The sequence below is a fragment of the Aureimonas sp. AU4 genome (assembly GCF_001463765.1).
In the GTDB taxonomy this organism is placed as follows: domain Bacteria; phylum Pseudomonadota; class Alphaproteobacteria; order Rhizobiales; family Rhizobiaceae; genus Aureimonas.
In genome coordinates, this window is record NZ_BBWK01000006.1 from 43909 (window position 1) to 63557 (window position 19649).

Annotated in this window: 18 protein-coding genes; 2 read left to right on the top strand and 16 right to left on the bottom strand. The window is 70.3% G+C overall.

Going from position 1 to position 19649, the window contains the following annotated elements:
- Positions 1–66: 66 nt before the first annotated feature.
- From AUL35_RS02815 to oiaX, 4 genes are all read right to left on the bottom strand, one after another.
- Positions 67–1131: a sugar ABC transporter substrate-binding protein gene (locus tag AUL35_RS02815; protein ID WP_062011795.1), complete on the bottom strand. Its 1065-nt coding sequence runs from the start codon at positions 1129–1131 to the stop codon at positions 67–69.
- 143 nt (positions 1132–1274) lie between these two features.
- The gene (locus tag AUL35_RS02820) at positions 1275–2159 is read right to left on the bottom strand and encodes an AraC family transcriptional regulator (RefSeq protein ID WP_062011797.1); all 885 of its coding nucleotides are present in this window, start codon (positions 2157–2159) and stop codon (positions 1275–1277) included.
- 248 nt (positions 2160–2407) lie between these two features.
- Positions 2408–3730, bottom strand: coding sequence for a four-carbon acid sugar kinase family protein (locus tag AUL35_RS02825; protein ID WP_062011799.1), 1323 nt, complete (start codon positions 3728–3730; stop codon positions 2408–2410).
- Positions 3727–5007 (bottom strand): 3-oxo-isoapionate-4-phosphate decarboxylase OiaX, encoded by a 1281-nt coding sequence (oiaX, locus tag AUL35_RS02830; RefSeq protein ID WP_062011801.1) that lies wholly within the window; start codon positions 5005–5007, stop codon positions 3727–3729. The genes AUL35_RS02825 and oiaX overlap by 4 nt, the downstream gene beginning before the upstream one ends.
- 88 nt (positions 5008–5095) lie before the next feature.
- On the opposite strand from oiaX, the gene AUL35_RS02835 reads away from it, so the two are divergent.
- Positions 5096–5809 carry a transcriptional regulator NanR gene (locus AUL35_RS02835; protein ID WP_062011803.1) on the top strand — a complete coding sequence of 238 codons (714 nt, stop codon included), beginning with the start codon at positions 5096–5098 and terminating at the stop codon, positions 5807–5809.
- On the opposite strand, the gene AUL35_RS02840 is transcribed toward AUL35_RS02835, so the two are convergent.
- The 9 genes from AUL35_RS02840 to AUL35_RS02880 form a co-directional block, all read right to left on the bottom strand.
- Positions 5797–7686, bottom strand: a complete 1890-nt coding sequence (locus tag AUL35_RS02840) for a hypothetical protein (protein WP_062011805.1) — start codon at positions 7684–7686, stop codon at positions 5797–5799. The two genes, AUL35_RS02835 and AUL35_RS02840, sit on opposite strands and share 13 nt — an antisense overlap.
- 6 nt (positions 7687–7692) lie before the next feature.
- The gene (locus AUL35_RS02845; protein ID WP_062011807.1) at positions 7693–8721 is read right to left on the bottom strand and encodes a Gfo/Idh/MocA family protein; all 1029 of its coding nucleotides are present in this window, start codon (positions 8719–8721) and stop codon (positions 7693–7695) included.
- A gap of 11 nt (positions 8722–8732) precedes the next feature.
- Complete coding sequence (locus AUL35_RS02850) at positions 8733–9560, bottom strand: phosphogluconate dehydrogenase C-terminal domain-containing protein (RefSeq protein WP_062011809.1); 828 nt, start codon at positions 9558–9560, stop codon at positions 8733–8735.
- Positions 9561–9592: 32 nt separating this feature from the next.
- Positions 9593–10660: an ABC transporter permease gene (locus AUL35_RS02855; RefSeq protein ID WP_062011810.1), complete on the bottom strand. Its 1068-nt coding sequence runs from the start codon at positions 10658–10660 to the stop codon at positions 9593–9595.
- Positions 10657–12204, bottom strand: coding sequence for a sugar ABC transporter ATP-binding protein (locus AUL35_RS02860; protein ID WP_062011812.1), 1548 nt, complete (start codon positions 12202–12204; stop codon positions 10657–10659). The genes AUL35_RS02855 and AUL35_RS02860 overlap by 4 nt, the downstream gene beginning before the upstream one ends.
- The gene (locus AUL35_RS02865) at positions 12201–12842 is read right to left on the bottom strand and encodes a DUF2291 family protein (protein WP_062011814.1); all 642 of its coding nucleotides are present in this window, start codon (positions 12840–12842) and stop codon (positions 12201–12203) included. The genes AUL35_RS02860 and AUL35_RS02865 overlap by 4 nt, the downstream gene beginning before the upstream one ends.
- 76 nt (positions 12843–12918) lie before the next feature.
- A complete protein-coding gene (locus AUL35_RS02870) occupies positions 12919–13848 on the bottom strand; it encodes a D-ribose ABC transporter substrate-binding protein (RefSeq protein ID WP_374754475.1) in 930 nt (309 codons plus the stop codon).
- 212 nt (positions 13849–14060) lie between these two features.
- Positions 14061–14822 (bottom strand): ABC transporter permease, encoded by a 762-nt coding sequence (locus AUL35_RS02875; protein ID WP_062011816.1) that lies wholly within the window; start codon positions 14820–14822, stop codon positions 14061–14063.
- Positions 14819–15802 carry an ABC transporter ATP-binding protein gene (locus tag AUL35_RS02880; RefSeq protein WP_082666058.1) on the bottom strand — a complete coding sequence of 328 codons (984 nt, stop codon included), beginning with the start codon at positions 15800–15802 and terminating at the stop codon, positions 14819–14821. The genes AUL35_RS02875 and AUL35_RS02880 overlap by 4 nt, the downstream gene beginning before the upstream one ends.
- A gap of 232 nt (positions 15803–16034) precedes the next feature.
- Here AUL35_RS02880 and AUL35_RS02885 point away from each other — a divergent pair, with 232 nt between their 5' ends.
- Positions 16035–17147 carry a glycosyltransferase family 2 protein gene (locus tag AUL35_RS02885; protein WP_192847027.1) on the top strand — a complete coding sequence of 371 codons (1113 nt, stop codon included), beginning with the start codon at positions 16035–16037 and terminating at the stop codon, positions 17145–17147.
- 12 nt (positions 17148–17159) lie between these two features.
- Here AUL35_RS02885 and AUL35_RS02890 read toward each other — a convergent pair whose 3' ends face one another.
- From AUL35_RS02890 to AUL35_RS02900, 3 genes are read right to left on the bottom strand one after another with little or no spacing between them, the layout of a single operon-like run.
- A complete protein-coding gene (locus AUL35_RS02890; RefSeq protein WP_062011818.1) occupies positions 17160–18572 on the bottom strand; it encodes a glycosyltransferase family 39 protein in 1413 nt (470 codons plus the stop codon).
- Positions 18569–18859 carry a lipid-A-disaccharide synthase N-terminal domain-containing protein gene (locus AUL35_RS02895; protein WP_062011820.1) on the bottom strand — a complete coding sequence of 97 codons (291 nt, stop codon included), beginning with the start codon at positions 18857–18859 and terminating at the stop codon, positions 18569–18571. Before AUL35_RS02895 ends, AUL35_RS02890 begins: the two co-directional genes overlap by 4 nt.
- Positions 18856–19593, bottom strand: coding sequence for a glycosyltransferase family 2 protein (locus AUL35_RS02900; protein ID WP_062011821.1), 738 nt, complete (start codon positions 19591–19593; stop codon positions 18856–18858). Before AUL35_RS02900 ends, AUL35_RS02895 begins: the two co-directional genes overlap by 4 nt.
- Positions 19594–19649: the final 56 nt, after the last annotated feature.

The window sequence follows — 19649 nt, forward strand, 5'->3', positions numbered from 1 at the left end:
AAGAGGGGACGGGAGGCCGGCCGTCGGCGCCGGACGGGCGCGGCGGCCGGCCGGGCGTTCAGCCGATCACTGGATGCCCATCGACTTGCAGGCGGCCGCGTAGTCGCCGGTGCAGACCTCGGCCACGGGCGTGATGTTCTTGTCGAAGATCTCCGCCTTGATGTTCTCCTTGGTGATGACCTTGGGCACGAAGAGCTGCGAGGGCGTGTTGTAGAGCGTCGTCTCGGCCTTCGGCGTCTGGCCCGAGATCATCTGGAAGGCGATGTTGGCGGCGGCCGCCGCCACGATCTCGCTGGGCTTCGAGATCGTGTTGTACTGGTCGCCCGCGATGATGAGCTGGAGCGCGGCGATCGTGGCGTCGTTGCCCGTGACCGGGGGAACGGGGTTCACGCCCGCCGCCTTGAAGGCCGCGATCGCGCCGCCGCCGGTGCCGTCGTTGGCCGCGACCACGCCCTTGATGTCGGCGCCGAAGCGCGTGATCTGGCCGCTCGTCCACTGCTGCGCCTGGGGCGGCGCCCATTCCGGCGTGTCGAACTCGGCGAGCGTCTTGTAGGACGAGGCCTTGAGGGCGGCGTGGACGCCATCGCGGATCAGGCCGGCGGCGGCGTCGGTCGGCGAGCCGTTGATCTCGAGAACGCCCGCGCCGTCCGGCACGCCGCTCGCCTTCAGGTGGTCCACCAGCGACTGCGCAATGGCCTGCCCGATGCCCTTGTTGTCGAAGGACACGTAGTAGTTGGCCGGGGTGTCGGGGATCGGGCGGTCATAGGCGATGACCTTGACGTCCTGCGACTGGGCCTGCTGGACGAGCGAGGCGGCGGCGCTGGAATCCACTGGGTCGAGCACGATCACGCTCGCCCCTTGCGCCATCACCGAGTTGAACTGCTGCTGCTGGAGCGCGGCGTCGCCGTTGGCGTTCTGGTAGACCACCGTGCAGGCGGAGCAGAGCTTCTCCATCTCCTTCTTGAAGCCGGGGAAGTCTCGCTGCTCGTAGCGCGTGGACGCCTGGTCGGGCATCAGGAAGGCGACGGTCGCCTCCTGCGCGCGGGCGGGGCCGGCGAGCGCCGCCGCGCCGGCCAGGATGCCGAGGGCGAGAAGCGGCGGGCGGCGGAGCGTTTCGGTCTTCGAGATCATGACGTCGGTCTCTCCCTGGGGTTGGTTGGTGGCTGCGCGGTTTCGGGAAGGCCCGCGCCGGGCCTTTTCGGGATCGGCCGTCCGCGCCTCCCGCGCCGGCCGATCCGAATGCGATCCTTGGGGCCGCCGGCGGCGGCGATGCGTCACGCGGCGTAGGCGACGGGCCGGTTGCGCGCCGACAGGCTGCGGAAGCGCGAGGGCGACATGCCCTTCTGCACGAGGAACTGGCGGTTGAAGTTCGACACGTTGTTGTAGCCGACCGCGAAGCAGATATCGGTGATGGTGCGCTCGGGCTCGCTGGTCAGGAGCTGGCAGGCGAGGTTGACCCGCAGGCGGTTGACGTACTGGACGAGCGTCATGCCCGTGTGGCGGCGGAAGCAGCGCGAGAAGGCGCTGGGGCTGCGGCCCGAGAGGGCCGCGAGGTCGCCCTCCGAGAAGTCCCGCGTCAGGTTCTGGTTGATGAAGGCGAGCGCCTCGTTGACGCCGCCGCTCATGAAGCCCGACGGATCGGGCAGGTAGCCGGCGCTCGTCAGCGGCACGGCGTCGTCGGTCGAGGCGAGGACATCCATCACGGCCATGAAGAGGGTGACGCGCCGAAGGCCGCGAGCCTCCACGAGTTCGGCCATCAGGGGGGCCACGCGCTCCACGGTCCGCGCGCCGAAAACGAGGCCGCGACGGCTGAGGTTCAGGAGGTCTTCCAGGGCGGAGAATTCGGGAAGCGCCCGCGTCGCGGCCTCGACGAAGCCTTCCGAGAACTGGACGATGCGGCAACGCAGCGGGATCTCGTCGCCCGCCGGCACGTCGCTCACCCAGTTGTGCGGCAGGTTGGGTCCGGTCAGGACGAGGTTGCCGGGCTCGAACTCGCCGATGAAGTCGCCGACGAAGTAGTGGCCCCGCGTCGCCACGACGTGGTGGAGCTCGTATTCGGGGTGGAAGTGCCAGCGGACCGTGTGGAACGGATAGCCGTGCACCCACGCCTTGAACGACTCGCCTTGCCTGATCTGGACGAGTTCCAGGTCCGGGTTCATGTCGCCTGCCTCCCGACGCCCGATCCTTATCGAGGATCCTGTCGGCGCCCGCTCCCGCGAGGGGGAGGTTGGTCCTCCGCCTGCTGAAACGAACTTAGGAGCGTTCGAAACCGCGCACTACCTCACGCTTTTCCGGCGGCCGATACTTTTTTGACAGCTAACGATTGGGATCGGCGCATTTCGTCCCTAACACGCTGCGTTACCGTTGTTTTTCCTTGCAGCGCAGCATTGGCCGGCGGGCCAATCCCTCAGCCCCCGTCGCGCAGCCGCACGAAGTAGTCGTCGTGTCCGATCTGCCCCCCCTTGAAGGCGATCTCAAGCCCGTCGAAGCCCGGCGCGTCGCTGTGGGCGCGGCAGACCGGCGAGCCCGGCGTGTCGGGAAGCGGCAGGCGAGGGGTCAGCGCCCAGACGCCGAGTTCGCGGAGCGCGTGGCTGGACGTGTCGCCTCCCGCCACCACCGCCCGCTCGAGCCCGGCCTCGCGCACGAGCCGCGCCTGAAGACGACCGAGACCCCGGCCGATCGCATGGCGCGCCTCCGGTCCGCCGAGCTCGGTGCCGATGTCGTCGCCCGGCCCCATCGCGGTATGGACCACGACGCTGCGGCCCGACCCGAGTAACCGCAGCGCGTCCGAGGCGACGCGTTCCACCGCCGCCCCGTCGCCGCCGGCCAGCGCGCGCGGGTCGAGCGCGATCGCTGCAAAACCCTCAGCTTCGGCATGGCGGATCTGGCGCTCGGTGGTCGGCGAACAGCTGCCGGAGACGACCGCGATGCGCTCGCGCGGCGCCAGCGGCTCGAAGCGGGGCGCGCCCGCGATCGTGCCGTCCCTCGCCCAATCGGCGGCCAGCGCGTATTCGACGCCCGACGAGCCGACCACGAAGCGCGAGCCGAGACGGCCCAGGCGCCGCAGCAGCCGTCCGGCCTCGGCTTGCGTGGCGCCGTCGAGGACGTCGATCAGGACCGCGCCCGGCTTCCCCGTCAACGCCGCGTCGACGGCGGCCTCGCCAGCACCCGAGAGGAGCGGGGGCGCGTCCACCAGCGCGACGGCAAGCTCGGTCTGCGCCGCGAGGTGCCGGCGCAGGTCGGCCTCGCGCATCGGCGTGACGGGGTGACGGCTCATCACGGGATGCCGGTCGATGCGGTAGACCTCGCCCCGGAAGGCGGCATGCAGCTCGCCGAAGGCGGTGTAGCGCCTCAGCTGCGGCGCCCCCACCACGATCGGCACCGGCGCGTCGGCAAAGACCGCGCGCCCGAGTTCCAGCGCCCGGCCGATGCTGCCGACGGTGGGCGAGGAATCGAAGGTCGAGCAGACCTTGTAGTGCGCGATCTCGGCGCCCTGCGCCGCCATCCAGCGGAAGACGGGCGGGAGGTTCGCGTCCATCCAGTCCGGCGTCTCGCTGCGGCTGGTGCCCGCGATGCCGACCGCCCGCAGCCCCGCGAAGCGCGCGAGGCGCTCCGGCGTCGGCACGTCGAGGAAGAGCGCGGTCTCGACGCCGCGCAGCGCCAGCGCCTCCATGACGTCGGTGGAGCCCGTCAGGTCGTCGCCGTAGAAGGTGAGGAGAAGGGGGCTCATGCGCCGTCTCCCGAGCCGAAGGCCCGGATCGAGGCGGCAAGTTCGGGATGGGTCCGGGCGTGATGCTGGAGGGGCACGCCCGCGACCGCGGCCTCCCAGGCGTCGCGCACGGCGCGCACGCCGGCGGCCGGGCCCATCGGGTGGCCGACGACCCCGCCGCCGCACAGGTACAGGAGATCCGCGGTCCGCACCGCCTCGAACGTGGCCGGCGCCTGCCCGCCCCATTGGCCCGAGCATACGACAGGCAACGGCCGGTCCGCAGGCGAGAAGAGCGGCTTGTCGAGGGCCCGAAAGGAGCGCACGAACGAGGCGTCCGGCTCCCAGTACTTCGCGCCGATGCCGTTGATCTGGAACTGGTCGACGCCGAGCAGGCGCCAGAAGGTCTCGTAGACCGAAAAGTCGAGCCCGAGCGAGGGGTGGCGGGTGAGGATGTCCCAGCCGTTGCGATGGGCGTGGAGCGCGAGGCTCGAGCGCTTCCTGAGGAAGCTCATGGCGCCCATGCCGACGGAGTTGATGTTGACCACGGCGGCGTTGCCGCCGGCCGCCGCGACCAGATCGTGGTTGCGCATCATCTCGTCGGGATCCGTGGCCGAGATTCCGAAGGCGATCATGACCTTCTTGCCGGTTCGCTGCTCGTGGTCGAGAACGACGGGCATGACGGCCCGGACCCGCTCGGCGAGCGGCGAGTAGGCCGGGCTCATCAGCTTCTCGTCGTCCTTGATGAAGTCGACGCCCGCCTCGGCGAGCTCGCGCGTCATGGCCGCGCTCTCCTCCGGGCGCAGGCCCAGCGCGGGCTTCACGATCGTGCCGATCATCGGACGGCCTTCCACGCCCATCAGGCGCTTCGAGCCCTCGATGCCGAACTGCGGGCCGGGCCAGGCCTTGGCGAAGGCCGGCGGGAGTTGCAAGTCCGTGACGCGGATGCCGCTGAAGCCCTTGATCGACCAGACGCCGCCGATCGCGATCGTCATCAGGGCCGCGAGGTCCGTGCCGACCGCCTCCAGCGGGAAGGCGATGTCGGCCTCGCCGCGATTGAAGCTTGGGGCCTGCGCCAGATCTTCGTGCGAGCGCCCGAACGCCGGCTCGTCCACGGGTTCCAAGCTGCGGACGGCGACGACGCGAGCGGCGACGCGCGCCTTCAGCTCCGGCGTCTCACCGGGCAGGGCCGTGAAGGTGCCGGTGGACTGGTCGCTCGCGATCTTGGCGGCCAGCTTCTCGACGCTGCCCGGCGTCTCGATCCGGTAGGTCAGGACGATCTCGTCACTTGCGCCCGTCATGGCGTCCCTCATCTTTCCCAGCGCAGGACAGGCCATAAGCTGGTATCGTCATCATACCAAATCGTCTCCTCCCGCGATCGGCATTGCCATGGACCGCGTTCACGAGCCCATCGTCCGGCGAAAGCTTTCCACCGAGGTGTTCGAGCGCCTGAAGGCGATGCTCACCTCCGGCGCGCTCAAGCCCGGCGACCAGATGCCCTCCGAGCGCGAGCTGATGGAGCGCTTCGGCGTCGGGCGCCCGGCGATCCGCGAGGGCATGCAGGCGCTCGCCAACATGGGCCTCCTGTCGATTCAGCATGGCGAGCGCGCCCGCGTCACCGAGCCGACGCCCGCCTCGCTCTTCGGACAGGTCGACGACGCCGCGCAGATCCTCCTGTCGACCTCGCCGAAGGCGCTCGACCACCTGAAGGAGGCCCGCATCTTCCTGGAGCGCGGCATCGTCCGACAGGCGGCCGAACGGGCGGGCGCCAGCGACATCGCGGCCCTGCGGGCGATCCTCGCCGAGCAGCGCGGGGTTCTCGGCGATGCGGAGGCCTTCATCGCCGCCGACATGCGGCTGCACGCGCGCATCGCGGCGATCCCCGGCAATCCGATCTTCGAGGCGGCGGCGCGCTCCATGCTGGGCTGGCTGCGCCAGTACCATACCGAGATGCTGATCTGGACCGGCAAGGAGAACCTGACGCTGGTGGAGCACGAGGAGATCGTCGAGGCGATCGCGCGCGCCGACACGGAGGCCGCCGAGACCGCCATGGTGCGGCACCTGGAGCGCTCGCGCGCGCTCTACGTCCATCAGGGCGCCTGACGGGCGCCCGGCGCCACGAGCCGCGCGACGGCGTGGGGGCCGAGGTCGAGCGACCCCGCGGCGAACCCCACCGTGCCCGGCAGGCTCCAGTGATCGGCGAGATCGAAGGTCCCCTCGAGGCGAGCCGTCTGCGGCTCGGCCGTGAGGTTCGCGAGCCAGACCTCCGCGCCGCCGTCCGGGCGCCGAAGCGCGAGGCCGTCGATCCGCGAGCGGTCGCCTGATCGCAGCGCCAGACGGTCGCAAGCCGACGCCCGGGCCAATCCGCGCGCGACGCCAAAGAGCGGCGTCGCACGGCCCGAGCGGTCGAACAGGCCGCGCGGGCCCGCGAAGCTCGAGCCGCACCAAGCCTCGACGCCCGAGCCCGCCAGCCGCGCGGCATAGCCGACCAGGAACGCCGCGCCGAAGAGCCCGCGCGCCCGCGGATCGTCGGCCGCCATGGCGACCCGCCGGTCCGAAGGGTTCGCCATGGTGCGCGAGCCGTAGGGGTTCTGGCGCATGCCGATCGTGGTGGGCCCGAGGCGATAGGGCTTGTCGCCGATGATCGCGCGGGCCGAGCGCGTGATGAAGGGAAGGGCCTCCAGCGTCTGCATCACCGACAGGTCGTCGGCGGCGTGGACGATGGGGCAGGTCGCGTGGGTGACGAAGTCGAGATCTTCGGTCGGCACGCGCTTGCGGTTGAGCTCGGTGAAGTAGCTCAGCATCCCGCCGCCGAGCCGCGTTGCCGGAAAGGCGCGGCGCGCGGCGGCATAGACTTCGGCCAGCGGCGGGCAGTCCGGCCAGCGGCTGCCGGGCGGCGTCGATTGGCGATCGACGTCCGGCCCGGCGATGAGCGCGTGGGCGTCGAGCCCCGCATCGCGTGCCATCGCCGCGAGATTCGCAAAGGCGGCGTCCAGCGGCCGGTCGGTCGGAACCGCGAATTCAAGCACTCGCTCGGCCATGGGGCACGCGGCGGCGATGCGGGCGAAGTCGGCCAGCGCCCGGCCGTCGTGTCCGGCGCCGGGATCGAAGGAGAAGAGAAGGAAGCGGGGGCCGAGCTCCCGCAGCTCCGCAAGATGCTCCGACGCCTCGGCGCACTCCTCCGGCGCGAACGCCACGCCGAAGCGCGGCATCGGCTCGCCGGTTTTCGGACCCGGCACCACGCCGACCGGACCGGCCGCCGTACCCGCCGCCGCGGATGCCGTGCCCTCGATCGTGAGGGTCACGCTCTGCCGGTTGGGCTCGCCCGCCGGCATGCGGTAGGGCCAGGGCAGGGCGAGCGCGCGGACATAGGTCTTGTAGGAGGCGTCCGACCAGGCGCGCTGGTCCTCCATCTCGAACGTGTCGCCCTCCAGCCGACAGGTCGCGCGAAGGCCGGGCGCCGGCTCGTGCGTGAGGGCGCGAATGTCCTGGAAGGGCTGCCAGGGCTCGATGAGGTTGGGAAACCGGCTTGCCTCCCGCGTCCCGTCGCCGTGCAGCACCTCGACGGGGGCGCCCGCGACACCCTCGACGGGATGAAGCACGCAGAAGCCGCAGCGGTTGGTCTCGAAGTCGCCCTCCGGCACGGCCTCGACGGAAAAGCTCAGCGATCCCGACGCCGTCCCCCGGATCGCGGCCCGCATCGCCAGACGCGCGCCGTCGGGCGCCCGGCAGGACGCCTCGAAGCGCACCTCGAACCGGTTGTCGCCCTCCTCGACCACGAGGTTCGTGATGGCGGGGTCGAGCGTGCCCCAGTCGCGGTCGCGCACGACATAGCTGACCGCGCGCAACACCTCGTGCCCGCCGAAGCGGATCGTGCGCAGGTTGCCCGACACGAGGTCTGCGGCGAGCGGGCCGGCGCGCAGCGTGCGGACGGGTGCGGGCGGCTCGGCGGTGCCGAAAAGGGCGAGGAGGTCGTCCATGGCGCGTCAGACGTCCGCGATCGCGACCGGCAGGCCGGTGCGCGCGCCCCGGTAGGCGGCCTCGACGAGGGCGAGCGTCTGGAGGTTGTCGCGCCCCGACGTGTCGGGCTCGCGGCCGTCCCGCAACGTTTCCAGCCAGTGCCGCTGAATCAGGAGAACGCTCTCCTGGATGTTGTGCCAGGGGCGGCTCGCCCAGGCGAGAAGCGGGGGCGAGAGGTCCTCGTGGCGCGTGCCCGAGGCGTCGGTCACCGTCAGCCTGTAGCCGGGCCCGAGCCGGATGGTGCCGAGCGCGCCGTCGATCTCGACCAGCGTCTGGGGAAACAGCTCCTCCTCGAGCCGCGTCGCATAGGAGCAGTCGACGACCGAATGCAGCCCGGCCGCGTGGTCGAGGAGCATGGTCGCCACGTCCTCGCCGCGGATCAGCGGGTTGACGCGCGCCATGCGCGTGGTGATCGCCTTCGCGTCGCCCAGGAGGAAGCGCGCGATGTCGAGCGCGTGGATGCCGAGATCCTCGACGATGAAGCGCTCGCCTTCCGCCAGATACGGTTGGCCGGAATAGACGTCGAAGGCCGAGCGGAACGAGACGCGCCCGAAGAAGGGCGCCCCGATCGTGCCCTCGTCCAGAATCTCGCGCAGGCGCCGGATGGGCGACTGCCAGCGGAAGTTCTCATGCACCATGAGCGGCACGCCCGCGCGCTCGCAGGCCGCAACCATGACGCGCGCGTCCTCCATCGTGGGGGCGAAGGGCTTCTGGCAGATGGCGGGGATGCCGAGCGAGGCGGCGAGCTCCACCAGCGCGCGGTGGCTCGGCGCGGTGGTGGCGATGTCCACGAAGTCCGGCCGCACCTCGCGCAGCATGGCCTCGGCGTCGCCGTAGCGCGTGGAAACCTCGAAGGCCTCGCCCATCGCCTGGAGGCGCGACGCGTCGCGATCGCAGACGGCCACGATGCGCACGCCGGGGAGGTCTTCCCAGGCGTGCATCTGGTTGCGCGCAAAGAAGCCGCAGCCGATCAGGGCACCGCGCAGCTCGCTCATGGCCCGGTTCCTCACGTGATGCGCTGGATCGAGGCGGCGAGTTCGTCCGGCTCGAAGACGCGGCGCCAGTCGTCGCGCATCAGCATCGGCTTGCCAAACTCGATCGCCTTGTTGCAGGCGTCCGAGAAGACGCCCGGCGTTTCCTCGAAGATCACCGAACCGAGGACGTTCATGTGCCCGAGCAGGAAGTCGCGCGCGGCCTCCTTCGGGACGCCGCGCCGCACCACCTCGTCCATCGCCTCGCGCATGACGACGAGGAGGCTAGCGCAGACAGTCTCCGACAGGCCCGGCTCCAGAAGCGCCATCTGTTCCACCGTGACTCGGTGGGAGCGCATGACCGGCGCCCAGATGACCTTGGCGACCTCCTCTCCCAGCGCGTAGTGCGCCTCCGGGCCCTGCATCAGCGAGGAGACGATGTGCTGCTTGGCGGCGACCCCGCCGAAGAAGTCGCGCTTGGCGGCCGGGTCCGTCTCGTCGTTGAAGATCGGCGGGTGGCAGGGGTGCGTCACGAAATAGGTGAGGTCCGGCCGGTCGGGCAGGTGGCCCGCGAACGGCGCGGCCGCGTCCAGGACGACGACGATCGTGCCGGGCTTCAGGTCCTTCTCGATGCCGGCCGCGACCTTGCCGATCGCCGTGTCGGGCACAGCGAGGATCACGACCTCGGCGTCCCGGAGCGCCTCGTCCTGCGGCACGCAATCGAAGCCCAGACCGCTCCGCAGGCGCTCGCGGCCCGCTTCGGAGAGCTCGACATGGCGCACGTCGAAGCGCGAGCCCTTGAAGTTGGAGGCCAGGCGGTAGCCCATCTTTCCGCCGGCGCCGAACAGCGCGATCGATGTCATGGGAGAAGTCCTTTTTCGGGTGTTTCGCGCCGTCAGCGGCCGAGGGCCGCCTGGCGCTGAAGGGCGATGCGCTGCTGGAGGCGCTGCTGGAACTGGTCGACCACCACGGCGGCGATGATCACGAGGCCCTTGATGACGGTCTGCCAGAAGGACGAGACGCCCATCATCACGAGCCCGTCGGAGAGGATGCCGATGACGAAGGCGCCGACGATCGTGCCCCCGATCCGCCCGCGCCCGCCCGACATGGAGGTGCCGCCGAGGACCGCCGCCGCGATGGCGTTGAGCTCGAAGGTCTCGCCGGTGGCGGGGTGCGAGGCGACGAGCTGCGAGGAGACGATGAGGCCGACGATCGCCGCGCAGAAGCCCGAGAACATGTAGACGAACATCTTCGTCCTGTTGACGCGCAGGCCCGACAGCGCCGCCGCGCGTTCGTTGCCGCCCACCGCGTAGATGGCGCGCCCGAGCGGCGTGCGCGCGGCGAGATACGCCGCCCCGCAGCCGACGATCACGAGAAGCCAGATCGAGACCGGCACGCCGAGAACCGAGCCCGCGCCGATGAAGGGGAAGCTCGTCGTGCCCCATTCGGCCGAGCCGCGAAGGTTCGGAAAGGTCGCCCCGTCCGAGGACAGGAGCGCCAAGCCGCGCGCGACGTAGAGCGTGCCGAGCGTCGCGATGAAGGGCGCGACGTTGAGGCGGGTGACGAGGAGCCCGTTCACGACGCCGACGAGGACGCCGACGCCGAGCGTGATCACGACGATCTCGGCGGTGTTGAAGAAGACCGTGTAGCCGGTGAAGTCGATCGCCACGCCGTTCAGGACGAGATAGCCCGCCACCATGCCGCAAAGGCCGACGATCGAGCCGACCGACAGGTCGATGCCGCCCGTCACGATCACGAAGGTCATGCCGATCGCCAGAAACGCGTTCAGCGCGACGTGCTCCGACATGATCACGAGGTTGGCCGCCGACAGGAAGTTCGGCGCGGCCACGCTGAAGAAGGCCACCACCGCGATCAGCGCGATGAAGGTGCGCGCCTTCAGGAGAAGAAGGGCGAACGAGACGTCGGCCGGGCGCTCGGGCGCGGCGGTCTGGGCGGCGGTCATCGGGGCGTCTCCAGAAGCGTGTGGCCGGGCGGCGGGCGATGGCCGGCGGCGGACAGGGCGACGATCTCGCTCTCGTCGGTCGCGGCGCGCTCGCGCTCGCCGGTGACGCGCCCGTTGGACATGACGAGAATGCGGTCCGACAGCTCCATGACCTCCTCGAGGTCGGAGGTGACGAAGAGGATGCCGAGCCCTCCCGCCGCCAGCTCGCGCATCACGCGGAAGACCTCGGCCTTGGCGCCGATGTCGATGCCCCGGCTCGGCTCGTCCATGAGAAGGACCTTCGGGCCCGTCATCAGCGCCTTGCCGATCACGATCTTCTGCTGGTTGCCGCCGGACAGCGAGGAGACCGGGCTGTCGAGACCGGACACCTTCACCGCGAGGCGTTTGACGTAGTCGCGAACGCTCGAGCGCTCGCGCCGGACGTCGAGATGGAAGAGCCTCGTGAAGGAGGAAAGGCTCGACATCGACATGTTCTCGGAGACCGAGAGGATTTGCACGAGACCCTCCGCCTTGCGGTCCTCGGGGATCAGCGCGATGCCGCGTTGGATGCGCCCGTGAACGGAGCGGCCCGACAGGTCCTGGCCGGCCAGCGTGACGCGGCCCGTCGCGGCCGGCTGGCGGCCCATGATGCAGTCGAAGAGCTCGGTGCGACCGGCGCCCATCAGCCCGTAGATGCCGACGATCTCGCCCGCCCGCAGGCTGAGCGAGACGTGGTCCACCGCAAAGCCCCCGCCCTTGCGCGGCAGGGTCATGTCCTCGACGCGAAGGACCTCGGGGCCGTAGTCGTGATGGAGCGTCTTGGCGAAGTCCTTGGAGGAGGCGCCGATCATGGCGCGCACGATCCAGGGCACGTCCACCTCGGCCATGGACCGGGCGCCGGTGATCGAGCCGTCGCGCAGCACCGTGATGTAGTCGCCGATGCGCACCAGCTCTTCCAGTCGGTGCGAGATGTAGACGATCGCGACGCCTTGGGCCTTCAGCTCGCGGATGACACCGAACAGGATCTCGACCTCGGCGGCCGAGAGGGCCGAGGTCGGCTCGTCGAGGATCAGGATGCGCGCGTCCCCGGCCAGGGCCTTGGCGATCTCGACGATCTGCTGCTCGCCGATGCGAAGGTCCCCGACCGGTGTCTCGGGCGGGTTGGCGTGTTCGAGGCGCGCCAGAAGCTTGCGCGCCGCCTCGGCCTGCGCCCGGCCGTCGATGTCGACGCCGAGCCGCGTCTTCTCGCGGCCGATGAAGATGTTCTCGGCGATCGTCATGTTCGGGAAGAGGTTGAGCTCCTGGAACACGATGCCGATGCCGTGGCGGGCGGCGGCGGCCGTGCCGGGCAGGGTGACCGGCTTGCCGTCGATGAGGATCTCGCCGGTCGTCGGCTGCTCCACGCCCGCGATGATCTTCATGAGCGTCGACTTGCCGGCGCCGTTCTCGCCGACCAGCACGTTGACGGCGCCCGCGCGCACGTCGAAGTCGACGCCCTTCAGCGCCTTCGTGCCGGGATAGACCTTGGTGGCGCCCCGGACGCTGAGCACGACCTCGTGGCTCATGCGCCGGGCTCCAGCGCGAGCGCGACCGGCGTGACGAGAACCTTGTCGCCCGCCGAGCGCAGCGTGAAGACGCCGGTGGCCTCCACCTTCGCGCCCACCAGCTTGTCGCGGGGGAGGTCCTTCAGGACGCGCTCATAGGCCTGCGTGTTGATCGCCTTGGCGACGTCGGCGAACTCGATCTGGTTCGCGTAGCTCGTGAAGGTCAGGAAAGGCAGGGCGTCGCGGATCGAGGTGCCCTTCAGGACGGGGCCGAGCTGGAGCGTCGCGTCGGCCCGGCCGTCGCCGTCCGTGTCCACGTCCGCCGTGGCTGCGCGCGACTGCGTGTTGGCGGCCACGATCGTCCCCGACACGGTGACCGGGAAGTTCCAGGGCGCGCCTTCCTGCACCTCGCGGCAGCCGTAGGTCTTGCCGGCGGCATCGAGCCCGCCCGCCAAGGCGGCGCGGATCTCGGGCAGGGGCTTGGCCCTGCCGGCGAGGTAGGGAACGATCTCGCCCTCCCAGCGCGCGGCCATGTCGGAGCCCGCCGCCGGCTTGGCGGCGGCTTCAGCGCGCGCGGCGAGTTCATCGGTCTTCACGAACTTGCATCCCGGCAGGGCCAGGATCATGGCGAGCGGAAGAAGGGCGGTCAGGCGCGGCATGGCGGGACTCGGGCGGGGAAGGCGAAAGGGACGGGGCGGCCCGGGCCGGGCGCGCCCCGCGCGGCGACTGTCGCCGTCAGTCCTTGAGCGCGAAGGTCTCGAGCTTGGCCGCGTTGTCGGCGTTGATGAGGATGCAGTCCATGAGCTGCTTCTCCTCGGCGCCGGTCTTGCCGGTCGCGAGGTACTGCTTGGCCTGCTCCACCGCGAGCTGGGCCTGCCGGTAGGCCGGCTGGAGCACGGTCGCCTTGATGCCGCCGGCCTTGATCGAGTCGCGCACGTCGTTGGAGCCGTCGAAGCCCACCACGATCACGTCCTTGCGGCCGGCCGCCTCCAGCGCCGCCCAGGCGCCCATGGCCATCGTGTCGTTGCCCGAGATGACGCCCTTGATCTCGGGGTTGGCCTGCAGGATCGTCTGCATCTTCTCGAAGGCTTCGGTCTGGCTCCAGTTGGCGGACTGCTGGGCCACCATCTTCATCTCGGGATACTCGCCGATCACGTCGTGGTAGCCGCCCGAGCGGATGCCCGCGTTCGTGTCCGCCTCGCGGCCGAGAAGCTCGGCGAAGGGGCCGGCCTCGCCCATGAGCTTCACGAACTCCTCGGCGCCGAGCTGGGCGCCCTGGTAGTTGTTGGAGACGATCTGCGAGACGGCGACGCCGCTCTCGTTGATCTCGCGGTCGATCAGGAAGGAGGGGATGCCCGCGTCCTTGGCCTTCTGCACCGCCGCCGTGGTGGCCGCCGCGCCCGCGTTGTCGAGGATGATGGCCTTCGCGCCGCGTGCGATCGCGGTGTCGAAGAGCTGGTTCTGCTTGTTGGCGTCGTCGTCGTGGACCAGCACGAGCGGCTCGAAGCCGAGCTCCTTGGCCTTGGCCGCAGCGCCTTCCGCCTCCGCTTTGAAGAAGGGGTTGTCGTGGCTGGGCGTGATGATGGCGATGAGGTCGGCGGCCGAGGCCGGCACGGACGACAGAACCGCGACGGACACCGCCGCGAGCAAGAGCTTCCTGAGCATGACAATCCTCCCGAGCCGCACGGTCCTTGCGGGCCTTTTCGACCTCGCGCCGCAGGGCAAACTCCCCAAAACGCGGCGACCTTCCCATCCCGCGCCCGCGTCGTCAACTGGTATGATGACATCATGATTGTTGTAAGGGCTGCGGAACGAAACCGCCGCCCGAGCGGGCGGCGGGGCGGCGGATCAGGGGGGCGATGGACGGGCGCGGACCGTCAGGTGCGGATGCGCCAGCCGGTCCGGAAGATCCACCAGATGCCGGCCATGCACAGGAGCATGAAGGCCAGCGTCGCGGCGAGGCTGAAGCCGACGTCGACGTCGGACGTGCCGTAGAAGCTCCAGCGAAAGCCGCTCACGAGGTAGACCACGGGATTGAACAGCGTCACCTTCTGCCAGAAGGGCGGCAGCATGCTGATCGAATAGAAGCTGCCGCCGAGGAATGTCAGCGGCGTGACGATCAGGAGCGGCACGATCTGAAGCTTCTCGAACCCTTCCGCCCAGATGCCGATGATGAAGCCGAACAGGCTGAAGGTCACCGCCGTCAGGACCAGGAAGAGCATCATGAAGACGGGATGCTCGACATGGAGCGGCACGAAGAGCGAGGCCGTCGCCAGGATGATGAGGCCGAGGAGGATCGACTTGGTGGCGGCCGCGCCCACGAAGGCGAGCGTGATCTCGAAGAAGGAGATGGGCGCGGACAGAAGCTCGTAGATCGTGCCCGTGAATTTCGGGAAGTAGATGCCGAAGGCCGCGTTCGAGACGCTCTGCGTCAGCAGCGACAGCATGATGAGTCCCGGAACGATGAAGGCGCCGTAGGGCACCCCGTCGACCTCGGTCATGCGCGAGCCGATCGCCGAGCCGAACACCACGAAGTAGAGCGAGGTGGAGATGACGGGCGCGACGATGCTCTGGAGCAGCGTGCGGAAGGCGCGCGCCATCTCGAACCGGTAGATCGCCCAGATCGCGTGGCGGTTCATGCGCGTTCTCCCACGAGGTCCACGAAGATGTCCTCCAGCGAGCTCTGGCGCGTCGTCAGGTCGCGAAGGCGAAGGCCCGCCTCCCTCACGCCCTCCAGGAGCTGTGCGACGTCGGTCTCCTCGGCGCGCGTGTTGTAGGTGTAGCGGAGCTCGAAACCGTCGTCCGACAGGGCGAGGTCGTAGGGGGCGAGGGCGCCGGGCACCTCCCGAGCGGGCTCCTGCAGCGTCAGGACCAGTTCCTTCCGCCCGAGCTTCTGCATCAGAACGGCCTTCTCCTCGACGAGCAGCAGCTTGCCGCCGTTGATCACTCCGACCCGGTCGGCCATCTCCTCGGCTTCCTCGATGTAGTGGGTGGTCAGGATCACGGTCACGCCGCTCTCGCGAAGCTCGCGCACGACCTGCCACATCTCCTGGCGCAGCTTGACGTCGACGCCCGCCGTCGGCTCATCGAGGAACAGGAGACGCGGCTCGTGGCTGAGGGCCTTGGCGATCAGGACGCGTCGCTTCATGCCGCCCGACAGCGTCATGATCTTGGCATCGCGCTTGTCCCAGAGCGTGAGCTGGCGAAGGATGCGCTCGATATGGGCGGGGTCGGGCGCGCGGCCGAACAGGCCGCGGCTGTAGCTCACCGTCGCCCACACGGTCTCGAAGGCGTCGGTCGTCAGCTCCTGCGGCACGAGGCCGATCAGCGAGCGGGCCGCGCGGTAGTCCCGCACGATGTCGTGCCCGTCGACGAGGACGCGGCCCTCGCCCGGATTGACGATGCCGCACACGATGCTGATTAAGGTCGTCTTGCCGGCGCCGTTGGGCCCCAGCAGCGCGAAGATCTCGCCGCGCCGGATGTCGAGATCGACGTCGTCGAGCACGCGCCTGCCCTTGGCGTAGCTCTTGGAGAGTTGCTGGATCGAGAGGATCGGCGCCTCGTCGGCGGAGCGATCCGCCGGGGGATCGGCGGGACGAAAGGTGGCGGTCTGAAGCATGGGGTTTCCGCGTCCGTCGGGAGGGGACAGGGGCAGGAGGTTGGGCGCGCCAAAGCGTTCGGCAAGTCGCGCCCTGCTCGCGGGCACCATGCGGGCCCCTCCGAACGCCGAGCGCGGCCTCATCCGTTCGAGGTAGTGCCGTCGCCCCCGGACATTGGGAAAGCGCAATCTTCCGGCGAGGCTGCCGTCATTCGACGCTGGCATGACTCGAACCCTTTTGCGGAGTTCGGTCATGTCCCTGGTCGCATCGTCCTCGTCCCAGCCTTCTTCGCGCGGCGAGGCGGCGGCGGGGCGGGCAAGGGGCGGCGGGCCGGCGCTTGCCTATCCGGTCGCCGATCCGCGCGACTGGGAGCGTTACGGGCGGCTCGGGCCGCTGGCACGGCTGCAGCTTGCCCTGCGCAACCGGCGCTTCGGCCGCCGCGCCCGGCGCGATGCGAGCGTCGCGCCCGCGTCGCGGTCCGGCATCCGGCCGCTCGGCGCGGGCGAGATCGCGCTGGTCTGCGTCGTGCGCAACGGCCTGCGCTACCTTCCCGACTTCGCCTGCCATTACCGACGCCTCGGCGTCGACCGCTTTCTGGTGCTCGACGACCGCTCCGACGACGGCACCGCCGAATGGCTTCTCGGACAGCCCGACGTCGACCTGTTTCGCTCCGGCCTGCGGTACGCGCAGTCCGAATGGGGGCGGCTGTGGCGCGACCGGCTGGTCGAGCTGCACGGAGGGGACCGCTGGTACGTCGGCGTCGACGTGGACGAGACGCTGGTCTTTCCGGGCAGCGAGACGCGCTCGCTGCGCGACTTCATCCGGGATCTCGAGCGATGCGGGCAGCGGCGGTCCATGGCGCCGATGATCGACATCTATCCCGAGGGCTCGCTGTGCGGGGTGGCCGAGGACTGGCCGCAGGGCGGCGCGGCGCAGGCGCGCGACGTCTTCTTCGACGGCGACGGCTACGAGGCGCGGGCCGACAAATTCTGCCTGTCCTTGCGCGGCGGTCCGCGACGCCGGCTCCTCGGCTTCGACAACCGGCTGACGAAGTTCCCGCTCGTCTTCGCCGACGCCTGGACGGGCGAGGCGGGCGCGAGCGTTCACGGGCCCCGGCCGCTCGCGCGCAACTTCGAGGCGCCGACCGCCGTGCTGCTCCACGACAAGTTCCACAAGGGCGCGGTCGAGGAATGGCGGCAGCTGGTCGAGGAGAACCAGCATTTCGGCGACGGAATGTACTACCGTCCGCTCCTGGAGCGGGCGGCGACGGGCGATCTCGACCTGCGCTACGAGGGCTCGGTGCGCTACGTCTCGTCGGACGACCTCGTGCGGCGCGGCTTCATGCGCGATATCCGCCCGCGCTAGGGCGGGCGCCGCTCAGGGCGCAGAGCCCCCCGGCTTGCGCATGACCGAGACCATGTCGTCGCGATAGGGCTGGCGCAGCACCACCTCGCCGGGCGGCTGCAGGCTTTCGGGATGAACGTCCACCAGGAACCCGTCCGGGTGCTGGTTCAGCCATTGCATCTCGGTGCCGAGCGGCACGAGCTGGACCGGCACGGTACGTCGCGTTAGGAAGTTCAGCTCGCCCTGGTAGGGCCCGGAAAAGCCCACCGCCACTGCGGGATCGCTCGAGAGGCGCGCGGCCACCGCCGACAGGTCGAAGCGCGGAAACAGGAAGCGCGAGGCGCCGACCTGGAACAGGACGAAGAGCGCGAGCACGACGAGCGAGCCGCGCCGGATGTCGCGCAGCGGCACGGCCTCCAAGAGATAGCTGACGAGGATCGCGGCGAGCGGAATGGTCGGCACGACATAGTGCGGCTGCTTGCCCGAGATGAGGCTGAACACCGCGACGATGCCGAGCGCCCAGGCGAGAAGCATCCGGAGGCGCGAGCGGTCGAGGCCGCGCCCGGCCTCGGCGATCCGTGCCCGGAAGCCTGGAACCGCCCGCCAGACGGGGGGCGACAGGAGCCAGGGCAGGACAAGGACGGGAAGAAGCGCGAGATAGAACCAGAACGGGCGGGGGTGCGAGGCTTCCATGTTGCCGGAGATGCGGCCCGCCGACTGGTCCCAGAGAAGGGCGCGCGCGAACGCGCCGTCGGTGCCGAGGAGAGCCGGCACCAGCCAGACGGCGACCGGCACGAGGGCGGCCGGCAGCGCCAGCGCTATGCCGGCCAGGAAGCGCCGGGCGGGCACCATCGCCGCGTCGCGCCAGAGCGGGTAGAGCGCGATCGGCCAGGCGACGTGGATCACCACCACCGGCCCCTTGGCGAGGACGCCGAGGCCGATCGCCAGACCCGCCAGGACCCCGTAGCGCCACCGTCCCGTCCGGCCGAGCCGCACCATGGCGAGGAAGGAGGCGAGGACGCAGCAGGTGAGGAGAAGGTCGAACAGGATCAGCGTCGCGTAGATCACGAAGGGCACCGTGCCCGCCATCACCCAGGCGACGCGCTCCCAGACCTTGCGCCGGTCCGGAAACAGGCTCCGAGCGACCCGCGTGGCGAGGAACAGAGAGAGGCAGGACGTCGCGAGCACGACCAGACCCGCCGCCCAGCGCGAGGGGCCGAGAAGCGTCCAGACGCTGTCGATCAGCCAGAACAGGAGCGGCGGCTTGTGATGGTAGGGCTGGCCGTTCAGCGTCGGCACCGCCCAGTCGCCCCGCAGGTACATCTCCCAGGCGACCGTGAGATAGCGCGTCTCGTCGGGCGGGATCGGCGGGCGCAGCGCGAGCGATAGAGCCCAGAAGAGGGCGAGCGCGAGATAGGGACCGGGCGCCCGGAGCGCCTGCCTCATGGCGCGGAAGGGGCTACAGCGGCGGCGGGCGCGGGGCGGCGGCTGAGCGCGATGTTGCGCAGGTACACGACGAGGCCCACCGCCTGGCCCGACATGAAGACGATGTCGCCGCGATGCAGCGCGTAGGCCAGCAGCAGGACGCCGCCGCCCAGGCTGAAGAACCAGAAGGCGCGCGGCAGCACGCTCTCGCGCCGCCGCTCCGAGACGATCCACTGCACCAGGAAGCGGGTGAAGAAGAGGCTTTGTCCCGCGAAGCCGAGAACCAGCCAGGCCGTTTCGCCGCTCATGCGTTGTGCCCCCTCGTGATCTCGCTCGCGTTGTAGTCCGCCGGCAGGCGCCGCCCCATCAACCAGCGCACGCCCATGAGGTCGACCATGCCCACGAAGGCGCGGTTGCGGAAGCCGTACTTGGAGACGCCCCGCTCCCGCGGGCGGTGCGAGACGTCGATATGGAGAAGCTCGACCCCGCTGCGGATCAGCAGCGCGGGGAGGAAGCGGTGCATGTGGTCGAAATAGGGAAGGTTCAGGTAGTCCGCGCGGCGGATCAGCTTGAGGCTGCAACCCGTGTCGCGCGTGCCGTCCCGCAGCACCCGTCCGCGCACCGCGTTGGCCAGGCGCGACGACAGGCGCCGCACCGCGGTGTCGCGCCGCGCCGCGCGCTGGCCGAGAACCGCGACGCGGGTGGCGCGGCCGCTCTCGTCGCGGGTGCGGGCGAGAGCGGCGATGTCGGCGGGATCGTTCTGCCCGTCGCCGTCCATGAAGACGAGGGTCTCGAACCGGGCCGCTTCCGCGCCGGTGCGGAAGGCGGCCGACTGGCCCATGCGGCGCTCATGGCGCACGACGCGCAGGAGGGGAAACTCGTTCAGGGCGTGGCGCAGGATCTCGGGCGTCGCGTCCGTGCTGCCGTCGTCGACATAGAGGATCTCGCCGATCGGCGCCGTGCGGGCCGCCAGCGTCAGCTCCTCGACGAGCGGCACGATGTTGGCTTCCTCGTTGAGGACGGGAACGATCACGGACAGCATCGACAACGTTCCGGTCAGGGTGCGCTGCCGCCCGGGACGGCTCGCGCACACGAAGG